The following is a 14,325-nucleotide window of genomic DNA, read 5'->3' as shown; positions in this document are numbered from 1 at the left end:
ATGGCCAGCCCGGGGCTGTCCATACTTGTTGTCTCCTACAGTGACGATATCAGGGACGCCCTGGTGGCCACGCTGAAAAGCTACGATGTCTCGGCGGTTGCCTGCTCAAGCTTCTGCGTCGCCGAAGAGCATGCCCTGCACGGCCTGCACAACGGGCTGCTGGTGGATCTGCCCTCCATGGTCAGGGCCAAGGGGGAGGAGAAGATCGTCGCCTGCACCCTGGCCAATTTCTATCCCACCCTGCGGGTGAAGGCGATTGGCAATGCCCTGATTCCCATGGCCATGCCGGGGAGCTCGAAGCAGGACAGGAGCCTGAACGAATTTCTGACCAGAAGCTGTCCGACGTTTGTTCCGCGCGCGCTCCGTGCCCACCGCAGGCATGCCATCTGCGCCCTGACTCTGCTGGTCTACCGGGGAGAGGAACTGCGGGGGGTGACCCTTAACATCTCCTGGGGGGGCGCCTTTATCATGGATACCCAGGCCGAGCGCTTTCAGGCGGGAGAATCGGTGGAAGTCCGCTTTCCGCGCTATGGCGGCGCTGCCCGGGCGGTTATTCGCCGGGTGGTGCCCTGGGGGATGGATGATCCGCCCGGAATCGGTGTCAGCTTCCAGGAGATGGACCAGGATCTGGAAACGGCGCTGGCCGGTATCCTCAAGACCCGCAGGGAGTTCGACCGCGACAGGCTGGTTGCCTGACCGCCCCGTGCGGGGTAGCGGGGAGCGGGCTCTGGCCTGTCTGCATCTCAGGCCGTGCGGCGCCTTCATCCCGCTGTCTGGCCACTGTTTGCTGAATCAAGAAAGGGGAGCACGCGTAGCCGCTTGTTCCCCTTTCGCACGTCTGGCGCCTCCCCTGAAAACCGTCAGATTTCCCAGGCTTCGGCGAAGGTTCTCACCAGCCTGCCGGCCTGCCTGCGCATCCCGCTGGTCCAGGGACCCACGGCCACCAGGCGCAGGTTGGCTGGCGTGAAGATCGTCCGGGCGGTCTGTTGGATGTCCTTGCAGGTCACCCCGGCCGCCTCCCGCTGATCCTCCTCGATGCCGCGCACCACCCCCATCAGTTCCCCCCAGCCGTAGCGCCCGCCGATCTCGTAGGCCGAATCACGACTGTACTCCAGATCGAAGATGTACGACTGCCGCACCCGCTCCAGTTCCGCCTGGGGGACCGGCCGGTTGATAATGCGGCCGATCTCGCCCAAGGTGACCTCCACGGCCTGGATCAGTGTCTCCGGCGCGGTGGAAAGGTCGATGGCCAGGCAGCCGGTTTCGTCATAGGCGCCGATGGCGGCCTCCACCGAGTAGACGATGCCAAGCTCTTCCCGCAGGCGCAGGTGCAGACGCGAACTTCCCCCGCCGGCCAGGATGCGCCGCAGCAGGCGCAGGGCCATGAAACGCGGGTCACCCCGACGCAGTCCCAGAAAGGCCAGCTGCATGGTCATCTGGCTGTCGGAATCCTGAACGAAACGAATCCGTGGTGCGTTGGAGCGCCTGGTCACCCTCTGGAGGGGGCGGGCCTCTCGTGCGCGCCACTGGCCGAATACTTCCGCCGCGGCGTTGAAGACGCTGTCGCAGAACACCGGACCGGCAACGACCAGCACCGTCTGGGAGGGGATGTAGAAGCTGGCCAGGTGATTCTCCAGGTCGGCGCGGGTGATGGCGACGATGCTCTTCAGGGTACCGATGGTCGGCATGCCCAGGGGGTGGCGCGGCCAGAGCAGGCGGCTGACGATGGTGTCGGCGTTGATCTCCTCCCCCTGTTCGTTCAGGTCCTCCCGCGCCTCCTCGGTGATGATCCGCTTCTCGATTTCGATCCCCTCCAGCAGCGGCCGCATGAGCATGGAGGCGAAGATCTCCATGCCGCGCCGGTAGTGGCCGGGGTGGATACGGGAGTAGTAGCAGGTGGAGTCGGCGTCGGTGGATGCGTTGGGGGCGCCGCCGATGGCCTCGAAGGCGTTCTCGATCTCCTGGGAGGAGGAAAATTCCTCCGTTCCGCGGAACAGGATGTGCTCCAGGAAGTGGGAGAGTCCCTCCCTGCCGGCCGGGTCGTTGCGTCCCCCCACCTTCAGGTAGAGGGCCAGTTCCGCCGAGTGCAGGTGCGGCATCTCCACGCAGACCACGCGCAGGCCGTTAGCCAGGGTATGGGTGTGGGGTCTGATCATGCCAGTGCCTTTCGTATCAGTTCGATGCGGTTCTGGTACTCCTCCGGCGTCAGCAGCAGTTCCCCGTGCGCTTCCGACCAGATGGGGCGCGGCCAGAGCGGATCGGTGGCGAAGCGCGGCACCAGGTGCCAGTGCATGTGCGGCACCATGTTGCCCAAGAGCTCGTAGTTGATCTTGTCCGGCTGGAAGGCGGTCTGCAGGGCCTGGGCCATGCGACTGACCTCCTCCATCAGCTCGCCGCGCATGCGGGGCTTCAGGTGGAAGAGCTCGGTGACATGCTCCCTGGTGAAGAGCAGCACGTAGCCGGGGAAGAACTGGTCGCGGTTGAGGGTGACGAAGGAGTGCTTGAGCGGGATGATGCGCAGGTCGCTATCGTTGTTCCAGCGGTTGCACATGGTACATTCGTGTCTGGTCATGGTTCCTTCTTCGCAGATGGTGGAATGTGAGCAAAAACGGTGACTGGTGACGAGTCACGAGTCACGGGGGGTACCGTCAGCAGCGCCAGCGTGTCCGCAGCCGGGCCAGCTCCTTGCCGTCGCGCTGGTTGACGATCTGGTGCAGGCAGCAGGAGGTGGCGCCCGGCTCCAGCACGGCGCAGCGGGAGACGACCGTCTCTCCGTAGAGCACCTCGGCGCGGAAGGATATCTCCAGCTCCGTCAGGCTGCCCGCAGCGATCTCGTCCGGCACGCTCTCCAGGGCCCAGCCGGCAAAGACGGTGTTGTTGACGTGGTGATTCAGGTCCAGGTTGGCGCGCAGCACCCGAAAGGTCAGTTCCGGAACGGTGGGGCCGGGAAACTGCGGCAGCGGCGCGAAGCCGTCCTCCACTGCTCTCTGCTCCAGCAGCGGGTAGGGGGGCAGGTTCCCCTCCAGTCTGACCGGGCGGCGGGTCTCGATGCCGATCATGGCCCAGGAACTGCTGGCCCGGCCCAGGGGCTCTCCCCCGCCGTCGAACAGCTGGAATTCGCGGCAGGTGAAGATACCTTCGCGCAGCGACGGCCAGGTGCGCAGGTGGACCACCTCCCTGGCCCGCGGGTTGCGGTTGATCACCAGGTGGATGCGGGAGATCACCCAGGTGAAGCCCCGGGGCTTCAGGTCCCCGGCCGAGACACCCAGCTCCAGGGTGTGCATGCTGGCCGTGGTCTGCATCAGGTTGAGCAGGGTCACCGGCCCCAGGGTGCCGTTGAAATCCAGTTCGTGAAAGAGCACCGGGAACTCGCGCTCGAAAATGGCCGTCCCCGGCGCCTGCTGCCTGCTATTCATACCTGAGTGCCTCGATGGGGTTGAGTCCGGCCGCCTTCCTGGCCGGGTAGAAGCCGAAGAAGATCCCCACGGCTCCCGAGAAGAGGAAGGCGACGGTGATGGAGCCGGTGGAGATCAGCGTGGGCCAGGAGAGGATGCGCGAGACGACCATGGCCCCGCCGGCGCCCAGCATGATGCCGACGATGCCGCCGATCATGGTCAGAAGTACCGCCTCGGTCATGAACTGCAGCAGGATATCGCTCTTTCTGGCGCCGATGGCCATGCGGATGCCGATCTCCCGTGTCCGTTCCGTTACCGAGACCAGCATGATGTTCATGATGCCGATCCCTCCCACCACCAGGGAGATGGAGGCCACCGTACCCAGGAGCAGCGACATGGCCCGCGACGACTGCTCGGCCACTGCCAGGATTTCTGACAGGTTGCGGGTGGAGAAGTCAGGTTCCTTGGCGCCGGTGATGCGGTGGCGCTGGTTGAGCAGGCTGTTAACCTCCTCTTCGGCCTGCTCCAGCAGATCCTCGCTCTTGGCCTTGACCAGCAGCGCCCCCACCGTGTTGGGAAAGGGGGAGCGAACCAGGTTGCGTTGGGCCGTGCGCAGCGGGACGAAGACGGTGTCGTCCTGGTCGGTCCCCTGGGGCGACTGCCCCTTGCGTTCCAGGACGCCCACCACCGTGAAAGGGATCTTCTTGATGCGCACGATCTTGCCCAAGGGATCGTCGGAGCCGAACAGGTTGTCGGCCACCGTCTGACCCAGCAGGCAGACCTTGGCGGCGCCGTCCACGTCCTGCCGGGTGATGCCGCGACCGCTGCTGGTCCACCATTCGCGGATGTCGAACAGTTCCGGGGAGGCGCCCATGATGATGGTCGACCAGTTCATGTTGCCGTAGACCACCAGGCCGGAGCTGCGCACCGTGGGAGCGGCGGTCTCCACCGAGGGACATTCGTTGATGATGGCTTTGGCGTCGTCGCTGGTCAGGCTCTGGGCTCCGCCGCTGCCGCTGCGCAGGCCACCGCTGGTGGTGGAGCCGGGGATGACCAGGATGATGTTGCTGCCGATGCTGGCGATCTGCTGGGAAATGACGTAGCTGGCCCCCGACCCCACGGCCATCATGGCGATTACGGCGGCGATGCCGATGATGATGCCGAGCATGGTCAAAAATGAGCGCATCTTGTTGGTGCGCAACGCCCTCAGGGCTATTCTCAGGGTTTGGGGGAAGTTCATGCACTAGCCCCTCGTATCGGCGATGATCCTGCCGTCACGGAAGGTTATCCTGCGGCCAGCATGGGCGGCCACGTCGCTCTCGTGGGTGACCATAATGATGGTGATCCCCTGCCGGTTCAGGTCGGTGAAGAGCCTCATGATCTCTTCGGTGGTGACGCTGTCCAGGTTGCCGGTGGGCTCGTCCGCCAGGATCACCGCCGGATCGTTGACCAGGGCCCGGGCAATGGCGATGCGCTGCTGCTGGCCGCCGGAGAGCTGGCTGGGGTGGTTGTTCTCCTTGCCGGCCAGCCCCACCTGCTCCAGCGCCGCCAGGGCCCGCGCCCGCCGCTCCCGGGAGGAAACGCCGGCATAGACCAGGGGGAGTTCCACGTTTTCAACGGCCGGCGTGCGGGGAAGCAGGTTGAACCCTTGGAACACGAAGCCGAGCTTGCGGTTGCGGATGCCGGCCAGCCGGTTAGCGTCCATGCTCCCCACGTCCAGACCGTCCAAGAGGTAGGTGCCGCTGGTGGGGAGGTCCAGGCAGCCCAGGATGTTCATGCAGGTGGATTTTCCGCTGCCCGATGCGCCCATGATGGCCACGAACTCCCCGGCGGCGATGGAGAAGGAGATCCCCCTGAGCGCCTCGAACTGCTGCTCCCCCATGATGAAGACGCGGCGTATGTCGCTGAGCGAGATGACCTCTGCCATGGCTAGAAGCGCGGACCCATGGGGGAACCGCCCGCTGCGTTGGCCTTCTTCTTTCCGGTGCCGCCGATCTGTTCGATGACGACCAGATCCCCCTCTTTGAGCGCTCCTCCGGTCAGCTCGATGGCGCTGTCGTCGGCGATGCCGGTCCTGATGCCGATTGCCACCGGCTTGCCCTCCCTGAGGATGTGGACCCGCTGCTCGCCTGTGGCCTGCTGGGGAGGGCGGGTGGCGGTGCTGTTCCTGGGCCGCGGAGTCGTGCCCGCGTCCGTCGCGGACCTGGGCCTGAAGCGCAGGGCGGCCAGGGGAAGCCTGAGCACGGAAGCCTTGCGGGCCACCTCGATGGTCACGTTGGCGGTCATGCCCGGTTTCAGCTTCAGGTCGCTGTTGTCCACGGTTACCAGAACCACATAGGTGACCACGTTCTGGGTGATGATCGGCGCGTTGCGGATCTGGGTCACCCTCCCCCTGAAGGATTGCTCCGGGTAGGAGTCGACGCTGAAGGTCACAGTCTGGCTCTGCCTAATGCTGCTTATGTCCGCCTCGTCAACGCTGACCTCGATCTGCATCTTGGTCAGGTCCTGAGCGATGGTGAAGAGGGTGGGGGTCTGGAAGGAGGCCGCCACGGTCTGGCCCACGTCCACTGCCCGGGAGATGACGATGCCGTCCACCGGCGAGCGGATGATGGAGTAGTTCAGGTTGGTGCGGGCCTGCATGAGCGCCCCCTCTGTCTGGGCCACCGTCCCCTGGGCCGCCTCCACCGCCGCCCTGGCTGACTGGTAGGCGGTTTCCGCCGTGTCGAAATCACCCTGGGAGATGACCCCCTCCTTCAGGAGCGTGCTGTTGCGTTTCATGGTACGCTCGGCGTCCACCAGCACTACCCTGGCCTTCTGCAGGTTGGCCCTGGCAACCAGATTGTTGCCCCGGGACTGCTCCACCGCCGCCCTGAACAGGGAGGGGTCGATCTCCGCGATGGGCTGCCCCTTTTTGACCGGGGAGTTGTAGTCCACGTACAGCTTGTGGATCGTGCCGGAAACCTGGGTTCCCACCTGGACCGTGGTCACGGCGCTGACGTTTCCGGTGGCGGAGACGCCGGAGACGATGGTGCCCCGTTGGATTCTGGCGGTCCTGTAGGTGATTTCCGGCGCCCGTCTCAGGTAGGTGGAAATGGCGATTCCCGCTACCAGCAGGAGCGCTAGGGCTATCAGCGCGGTTTTTCTCATGGAATGTCTCTCCCGTGGCTCTCCAGTGCAGACGGGGATGATAACAGAAAAGTTTCAAAAAAAAAGCCCCATGTCCAAGGACCGGGGCTTTTCCGGGAACGCCCGCCGCGGTCATGCGGCGGGCCAGCTATGGCAACCCTCTTTGCAGTGGGATACCGGGCGAATCCTAAAGTGTGCAGTCCACATGTTCGGGTCTCCTTTCGTTGATTGAGGTGTAACAGGATGGTTTTTATCTTAATACGATTTGGGTATTTGTCAAAGGTTTTTTGTGGAGATCATGCTGTTGTGCCCTGTCGTCTGTTCTCGTTTCTTTCCGTGAAACAGCCGCCTGGTGACGTGTGCTTCCACGTTCCGTTGCATTTTAGCTGTTTGGATTTCGATGGCCGGTTCCGGAGTCTGGTTTCTCTCCGGGAAGAGCCTTACGCAGCTCGATGGTCGAAGATACGAGAGTCGGTTTAGGCTGCCTCGAAGCGGTCGAGAAGAGTCTCCTGATGTATTCATATCGGGATGTTGTCTGGAGCATGAACGAGAAAAGCCCCGCACTGCCGCGGGGCTTTTCTGAAAACATGCGCCCGGTGACGAATCAGAATGTATAGTTGATACCGGTACGGATAATGTCGCCGCGCACACCGGCCTTGACCGGGATATCGTTGTCGACACGGTACGTGCTCCTGCCCAGGTCATAATACTGGTACTCGACCTTGAACGAAAGGTTCTTCCAGACGGCATATTCGGCGCCAACACCCACCACATACCCGGTCTTCCACTTGCCTTCGCCGTTTTTCGCGGTCCCGCTCGGAGGGACGGACGTACCCCATGTATCGACAGTCTCGACATCTGTTTTGGCCACTGCAAGACCACCAGTGCCGAAGATAAAGAGACGGTCGAAGGCAAGCCCCAGGCGACCGCGCACGGTTGCCAAGGCATCAATGCTCGATTTGGCGCGGAAACGGGGGTTGGGACAGGGGCCGTCGTCACCCAGGTCCGCCCAGTCGAAATCGGACTCAACCCCCCCCACGACAGCGGGTATTCCACCCTGATAGGCAAAAAACTGCAAGTTTGCCCCCATGGTTCCCCCGATCAGCCCCCCGTTGATATGGTGGTCTGCCTTTCCCGTTGAGCCGACATAATCCCACTGTGTTTCGCCCCAGCCGTAACCGCCGTTTATGCCGGCATAAAATCCTGTCCAGTTATGCGGTGCATTGTCCGCAGCCAGTGAGGGGACTGCCAGGGCGATTAATCCAAGCACGACCAATCCGATAAAATTCATTTTCATAACTCCTCCTCGTGAACGTAAATTGGGTGGTTCGGGAACATGACCAGCAAATGCATATACCACAAGCGCATGATAGCACAGCATGACCTCTGGCCAGGTTCCTGTTTGTTGACCGGGTTTGCGGTGAAACGACGCGATGTTCATGACTCCATACAGAGCAGCTGTGGGGGAGAGTGCTGGGGGTAAACGCACGTTCTTTCCTGAGTCCTGCATCCGTGATGCCGGAGATCTGCGAGCCTGAAAGAGCCGGGGCCACACTGCCGCTACCGACGCTGCAACTGTCCGTCCGGATGAGTCTCCGCCGAACCGTCCCATGCCGCCGAACACGCCCAGGTCAGAGTCTTTCATGCAAGCGGAGGTAGTGAGGCGTCATGAAATCGGGTTATTAGTGGCAGGCACGTGCCCGACTCGCGGGTGAAGTCTGATGCCGGTACTACTCCAGTAATCTGCATTCTCACTTCTGTGGTTCACCTAGAAGCAGAATCAAGTTCATGTATCACATCAGGTTGAAAATAGCATCAAAAATCAGCACTTAGGACGGTATAGATTCGCGCTGGTGGGAAAACGGTTGATACGTCAATCAAGGTAGCAATCTGCAAATGCAGGAGATAGTCGCGTAAATACCGTCCTGGCCGAAGATCATTGCTCACCGGCTCGACCGATGCCAAGCCCGGGACCGATCGCCTTGACATGCCGGCGGTTTCGGACTACAAGAACCAATGCCGTCGGCTGGATTACAGGCGGAAACGATTATTTTTTCACGGAGAAGATACATGGCACCACAGGTTTCATTCGTCGGAGCGGGACCCGGAGCAGCCGACCTGATCACCGTCCGGGGGGCGCGTCTCTTGCGCCACGCCGACGTTATCATCTATGCCGGCAGCCTGGTGGATCTGCAACTAGTCAAACGCTATGCCGTTACGGCTGATATTTACGATTCAGCCGGCATGACCCTGAGCGAGGTCATCACCGTGATGATGGATTCCATCGCAAGCGGCAAAAGCGTGGTCCGCCTGCACACCGGCGACCCGGCCATCTACGGGGCCATCCAGGAGCAGATGGAGGCGCTGGACCGGATGGGGGTGGAGTACCAGGTGGTTCCCGGCGTCACCAGTGCCTTTGCCGCCGCAGCCGCCCTGAAGCAGGAACTGACCCTGCCGGAGGTCTCCCAGACCGTCATCTTCACCCGCGTGGAGGGGCGCACGCCGGTCCCGGAGCGGGAACAGCTGGGCCAGATCGCCCGCCTGGGAGCCACCATGGTGATCTACCTCTCGGTGGGGATGATCGAGAAGGTGGTGGCACAGCTCCTGGAGGGGGCTTACACGCCGGAGACCCCGGCGGCCATCGTCTGCCGCGCCTCCTGGGAGGATGAGCAGATCATCCAGGGGACCCTGGCCGATATCGCCGACCTGGTGCGCCAGGCAGGCATCGACCGCCAGGCCCTGATCGTGGTGGGGGATGTGCTGGCAGCGCGGCGCGAGGGGCTGAAAGCCAAGTCGCTGCTGTACGACGGCGGTTTTGCCCATGGCTATCGCGGGGTTGTTGCCTGACATGCGTGTGGCCGTTATTGCCATAACCCGCAATGGCGGCCTGCTGGGACAGAAACTGGTGCAGGGGCTGGCCGGTGCGGAGCTGCATCTCTCCCGGCGCTATGCCGGACAGGGGGGAGCCCCTGCCAAGCCCTTCGACCCCGCCGACCTGAAGGAACTGGTTTCATCCCTCTGGCAGGAACATGACGCCCTGGTCTGTGTCATGGCCACCGGCATCGTGGTACGCACCATTGCGCCGCTTGTGAAGTCAAAGGAAAGCGATCCGGCCGTGGTGGTCATGGACGATGCCGGCACCTTCGCCATCTCCCTCCTCTCCGGCCATCTGGGGGGAGCCAACGAGCTGGCCGAGCGCTGCGCCTTCATCAGCGGCGCCCGGCCGGTGATCACCACCGCCACCGATGTGAACCGGCTCCCCTCCTTCGACATGCTGGCCAAGGAGCAGGGGTGGCTGATCGACAACCTCTCCGGCGTCAAGACCCTGAACAGGCTGCTGCTGGATGGTGAGGAGATCGCCGTGGTGGATCACGGCGGCCAGACCCGTAGCTGGTTCCACGGCCGGGGTAAACTCAGCTTTCACGACACCTTTTCCCAGGCCCTGGCAGGCAGCGCCCACGGCTTCCTCTTTGTCACCAACCGCCATCTCCCCCCCCAGAGCCGGCCGGACAACCTGCTGGTCCTGCGCCCCCGCAACCTGGTGCTGGGCATTGGTTGCAACCGCACCACCCCCCTGGAGGAGATCGACGAGTTTGTCACCACCCAGCTGCGCCGCATCTTTCTCTCCCTGAAGAGCGTCCTCCGTATCGCCACGGCCACGGCTAAGCGCGATGAGCCGGGGCTTCTGGCCTTTGCCCAGCGCCACGGCCTGGAGATCTGCTTCTACGACAGTCAAGAGCTGAACCGTGTGGCTGTTCCCTCCCGACCGTCGAAGCATGCCATGGCCGCCATCGGCGCCATCGGCGTGGCCGAGCCGGCTGCGCTCCTGGCTTCGGGCGGGGGGCGCCTGCTGTTGCAGAAGGTCAAATCCCCCAACGTCACCCTGGCGGTGGCGGAGATTCCCGGAGGAGAGCATGCCTGATTCCACGGCCAGGCCGTTGATCGGCATCACCATGGGCGATCCCTGCGGGGTCGGCCCGGAGATCATCGTGACCGCCCTGGCCGACCCCCAGGTCCGGGCGCACTGCGTGCCGCTGGTGATCGGCGATCCGGCGGCGCTGGAGCGTGCCGTTCGTGTCTGTGGCTCGGCTCTGCCAATCCGGGTGGTCGAATCGGTGGAGGAGGCGCGTCGGGTTGAAAACGGTGCTATCCCCCTGCTGACCCTGTCCCGCTTGACGGAAGATGAGCTGCGCTATGGCCATCCTGGCCTGGCAGCCGGAACCGCGGTATACGACTACATCCGCTGCGCCACCGAGCTCTGTCTCCAGGGCAGGCTGGCGGCCATGGTCACGGCGCCTATCAGCAAGGAGGCCATGAACCGGGCCGGCCACCATTATCCGGGGCATACGGAACTTCTGGCCGAACTGTGCGGCACCGACAGCTACGTGATGATGCTGGCCGGCGATCAGCTGCGGGTCAGCCTGGTGACGATCCACGAGGCGCTGCGCCATGTCCCCTCCCTGATAAGCCGGGAGCGGGTGCTGACCACCATCCGGGTGACCCATGAAGGGGTTCGGCTCCTGACCGGAAAGGAACGCCCGCGCCTGGCGGTGCTGGCCCTCAATCCCCACTGCGGCGAGGGGGGCATGTTCGGCGACGAGGAGGCGAGCGTCATCGCCCCTGCCATCCGGGCGGCGCGGGACGAGGGGATCGACGCCCGGGGGCCGCTTTCCGCCGACACCCTCTTCCACTTCGCCCGCCAGGGGGAGTACGACGGGGTGGTGGCCATGTACCACGACCAGGGGCTGATACCGCTGAAACTGCTGCACTTCGACGACGGGGTCAACATCACCCTGGGGCTGCCGATTATCCGCACCTCGGTGGACCATGGCACGGCCTACGACCTGGCGGGAACCGGCAGGGCGTCCAGTCGCAGCATGCTGGCCGCCATAGCCATGGCGGTGGACATGGCGACTTCGAGCCCGGGATCTGAATGAGTTGTCGGTCACACGGTATGCATGTCACTATTGAAACGCTCCTCTCGTTGGCATCGCCCCTGGATCTCCTGCACGCTCATCGTACGCCGTCCCTTCCCTCGCCGCCCTGATTTACTCTTCAAACTGAAGCCAGAAAACTAGGAGTCTGTCGGGCTTGACCTCAGGGGCGCCCTCTTTTGTGGCCAAGCCGATTAAAAAAGTTCCGTATGTGTTCGTCTTCCCACCGGCAACCTGGTTAATTCAGCCCTTTCAGCGATGACTGCGGTTATTACAGGCTGATTTTCGCTATTTCTCATTCTATCCGGCCAAGACATGCAGCCGTTTGATGTTGTAGGCCATGCAGACGAGGTTCCATTCGCCTTTTACTGCTTCAAAGCCACGAAGAAGAAAGCTTCTGAATCCCATGACCGCCTTGATGATGCCGAAGACCGGTTCCGAGGTGACTTTTCGCTGGGCGTAGATCGCCTTGCCGGAAGGTGTCTTCAGGCGATGCTTCATTCTGGCCACGGAATCGGCATCTTCGGGTAACGGCGGCGGTTCGGCAAAGCGCTCCATCAGTGGCACGTTGTGACTCTGCCGGTCTACGGCAATGTAGGGAGTTATCCCGTTCTCCTCACAGGCAGTTACATTGGTTTCGCTGAAGTAGCCACTGTCAGCTACCAGATCGGTTGCCTTGCCAAGCTTCTCAGGCAGCGCCGCCAGGTTCTCCAGGGTCGGTGTCAGCTCCTGTTTGTCATTGGGATTCTGGGTAACATGGGCCGAAACGATGAGCTTTGATGCTGTATCCACACCGGCCTGGGCGTTGTAAGTCTGCTCGAATCCGCCACCGGAGGTCGGCATGATCCGCGACTCTTCATCGGTCAGATTGACCTGATCTTTGGCAGTGGGGCCGGATTTGGGCGGTTTCGGCTCTTTCCCCTTGGCCTTCTTGCCCGTTGCCTGCTCCTTCTTGGCCCGTTCGGCGACTTTCTTCTCATAAGCGGCCTGTTCACGAGCATGGCGCTCAGCGGCTCGTTTTTCGATCTCGACCTTGGCTGCGGCAATGGCGGAAAGACGCTTTTCCCGACGTTCCAGTTCTTCGGGGATGTTCATGCCGTCCGGAATATCGGCACGGTCCGCTGCCTCGGCCTTTTTGAGCAGTTCGCCAACCTCAGCCTTGATCTGCTCTTCAAGCTTGCAGGCATGCTCATAGCTCAGCGCCTTGTGCTTGGAGGCGTTCGCCTTGATTTTGCTGCCATCCAAACTAACGTTGCCCAGTTTCAGCACCTCCATCTGATGAGCGATCAGCAGAATCTGGGCAAACAGCTTGTTCAGTTGCGGCAGAAAACGCCGGCGGAAGGTGGCAATGGTATCGTGGTCAGGATGACTGTTTGCCGCTATGAACCGGAATGCCACGGAGTCGTAGGTGCTGCGCTCAAGCTTCCGGCTGGAGAATACGCCTGTCGCATAACCGTAAAACAACAATGCTACCAGCATCTCAGGGTTATAGGGCTGCGAGCCTCGGCCGGCATAGGTAGCTTTCAAAGAGCGCAGGTCGAGCTGTTCGACAATTTCGACCACAAACCGGGCCAAGTGCTTTTCTGGTAGCCAATCCTGCAGCGATGGCGGGAGCAGATAGGGTGTTTCCCGGTCAACTTCAATAAACTTTGATTTCATAGTCAACCCCGATACCTAACCAGTTGATATTACCGGACAAATATACGGGATACACCAAGAAAACGCAAGCTAAAGCTGACGACTTATTCAATAAATACAGCAGGTTAACCAATTGAAAACGCCCTGGAGATGACGGCTGAATGCGTTAAGCCCGACAGACTCCTAGGAGGACGGATGCTGAAGCGTGATGCCTGGCCGCTGGTTTCCATACTGATGCCGGTGAGGAACGAGGAACGCTTCCTGGCCATGGCCCTGCGTTCACTGCTCGCCCAGACGTTTAGGGAGTGGGAGCTGGTGGTGGTGGATGACGGCTCAACCGATGCTACCCCCCGTCTCCTTGCCGAGGCGGCTGGCAGCGACCGGCGCATCCGGGTGCTCGGCAGCGGTGGTGAGGGGCTGGTGCCTGCGCTGAACAGGGGGTTGGCAGAGTGCCGGGCACCGCTGGTGGCCCGCATGGATGGTGACGATGTCGCCCACCCCCACCGGCTAGGGGAGCAGGTCGCCTACATGGCGGTAAACGCTGATGTGGGGCTGGTGGCCTGCTCGTTCCGCCATTTCCCCCGCCAGCAGGTGGGCATGGGCATGGCGGGATACGAGCGGTGGCAGAACAGCCTGCTGACCCACGAGGCGATCATGGCCGACCTGTTCGTGGAATCGCCCTTCGTGCATCCCAGCGTCATGTTTCGCACACAATCGGTGCGGGAGGTGGGCGGCTACCGGGACAGGGGCTGGGCGGAGGATTATGACCTCTGGCTGCGCCTTGCCGCTGCCGGGACCAGGTTTGCCCGCCTGGCAAGGACGATGTTCTTCTGGCGGGAGCGGCCGGACCGGACCACCAGGACCAGCGGCGCCTATTCGCCCGAGGCGTTCCGGCTCTGCAAGCTGCACCACCTGAAGGACGGTTTCCTGAAGGGAGAGCATGAGGTGATTCTGGCCGGCGCCGGGCGGGAGGGGCGGGCCTGGTACCGGATGCTGCATGTCGCGGGGGTGCGGGTTTCCTGCTGGATTGACGTCGATCCGCGCAAGCTGGGGCGTACGTTGCACGGCGCTCCTGTCCTCGCCATGGACCAGGTGACACCTGGCAGGATCAAGATGCTTATGACCGTGGGCGCACGGGGCGCCCGGAGCGTCGTGCGCCAGTCGGCCTTCCGGGCCGGATTCAGGGAGGGGGAAACCTCCCTGTGCGTCACCTAGCCGCAACCGGGCCGTAG

General features: G+C 62.6%; 13 protein-coding genes. 5 read left to right on the top strand and 8 right to left on the bottom strand.

All coding sequences use genetic code 11. From position 1 onward, the window contains the following. Positions 1–696, top strand: a complete 696-nt coding sequence (locus PPRO_RS16130) for a PilZ domain-containing protein (RefSeq protein ID WP_011737050.1) — start codon at positions 1–3, stop codon at positions 694–696. Positions 697–860: 164 nt separating this feature from the next. Here PPRO_RS16130 and PPRO_RS16125 read toward each other — a convergent pair whose 3' ends face one another. The 7 genes from PPRO_RS16125 to PPRO_RS19780 form a co-directional block, all read right to left on the bottom strand. Beyond that, positions 861–2,156: a M16 family metallopeptidase gene (locus tag PPRO_RS16125; protein WP_011737049.1), complete on the bottom strand. Its 1,296-nt coding sequence runs from the start codon at positions 2,154–2,156 to the stop codon at positions 861–863. Then, entirely contained in the window at positions 2,153–2,572 is a 420-nt protein-coding gene (locus tag PPRO_RS16120) for an HIT family protein (RefSeq protein ID WP_011737048.1), read from the bottom strand. Before PPRO_RS16120 ends, PPRO_RS16125 begins: the two co-directional genes overlap by 4 nt. A 76-nt stretch (positions 2,573–2,648) precedes the next feature. After that, entirely contained in the window at positions 2,649–3,416 is a 768-nt protein-coding gene (locus PPRO_RS16115; protein ID WP_011737047.1) for an acyl-[acyl-carrier-protein] thioesterase, read from the bottom strand. Next, entirely contained in the window at positions 3,409–4,635 is a 1,227-nt protein-coding gene (locus PPRO_RS16110) for an ABC transporter permease (RefSeq protein ID WP_011737046.1), read from the bottom strand. Before PPRO_RS16110 ends, PPRO_RS16115 begins: the two co-directional genes overlap by 8 nt. A gap of 3 nt (positions 4,636–4,638) precedes the next feature. Continuing rightward, positions 4,639–5,322, bottom strand: a complete 684-nt coding sequence (locus tag PPRO_RS16105) for an ABC transporter ATP-binding protein (protein WP_011737045.1) — start codon at positions 5,320–5,322, stop codon at positions 4,639–4,641. 2 nt (positions 5,323–5,324) lie between these two features. Beyond that, the gene (locus tag PPRO_RS16100; protein ID WP_011737044.1) at positions 5,325–6,542 is read right to left on the bottom strand and encodes an efflux RND transporter periplasmic adaptor subunit; all 1,218 of its coding nucleotides are present in this window, start codon (positions 6,540–6,542) and stop codon (positions 5,325–5,327) included. 583 nt (positions 6,543–7,125) lie between these two features. After that, a complete protein-coding gene (locus tag PPRO_RS19780; RefSeq protein WP_011737043.1) occupies positions 7,126–7,818 on the bottom strand; it encodes an outer membrane protein in 693 nt (230 codons plus the stop codon). 773 nt (positions 7,819–8,591) lie between these two features. Here PPRO_RS19780 and cobM point away from each other — a divergent pair. The 3 genes from cobM to pdxA are packed head-to-tail and all read left to right on the top strand — an operon-like array spanning position 8,592 to position 11,458. Continuing rightward, the gene (gene cobM, locus PPRO_RS16085) at positions 8,592–9,368 is read left to right on the top strand and encodes a precorrin-4 C(11)-methyltransferase (RefSeq protein WP_011737042.1); all 777 of its coding nucleotides are present in this window, start codon (positions 8,592–8,594) and stop codon (positions 9,366–9,368) included. 1 nt (position 9,369) lies between these two features. Beyond that, positions 9,370–10,443, top strand: coding sequence for a cobalt-precorrin 5A hydrolase (locus PPRO_RS16080; RefSeq protein ID WP_011737041.1), 1,074 nt, complete (start codon positions 9,370–9,372; stop codon positions 10,441–10,443). Further along, positions 10,436–11,458 (top strand): 4-hydroxythreonine-4-phosphate dehydrogenase PdxA, encoded by a 1,023-nt coding sequence (pdxA, locus tag PPRO_RS16075; RefSeq protein ID WP_011737040.1) that lies wholly within the window; start codon positions 10,436–10,438, stop codon positions 11,456–11,458. Before PPRO_RS16080 ends, pdxA begins: the two co-directional genes overlap by 8 nt. 297 nt (positions 11,459–11,755) lie before the next feature. Here pdxA and PPRO_RS16070 read toward each other — a convergent pair whose 3' ends face one another. After that, on the bottom strand, positions 11,756–13,114 hold the full coding sequence (locus PPRO_RS16070) for an IS1182 family transposase (protein WP_011733975.1): 1,359 nt from the start codon (positions 13,112–13,114) through the stop codon (positions 11,756–11,758). 174 nt (positions 13,115–13,288) lie between these two features. Between PPRO_RS16070 and PPRO_RS16065 the strand changes: the two genes are divergently transcribed. Beyond that, positions 13,289–14,308, top strand: a complete 1,020-nt coding sequence (locus PPRO_RS16065) for a glycosyltransferase family A protein (protein ID WP_011737039.1) — start codon at positions 13,289–13,291, stop codon at positions 14,306–14,308. The last annotated feature ends 17 nt before the right edge of the window (positions 14,309–14,325 follow it).

It is taken from the genome of Pelobacter propionicus DSM 2379, assembly GCF_000015045.1.
In the GTDB taxonomy this organism is placed as follows: Bacteria; Desulfobacterota; Desulfuromonadia; order Geobacterales; family Pseudopelobacteraceae; genus Pseudopelobacter; species Pseudopelobacter propionicus.
Note: the sequence above shows the minus strand (reverse complement) of the source record. Positions and strands in the feature narration are given on the sequence as shown.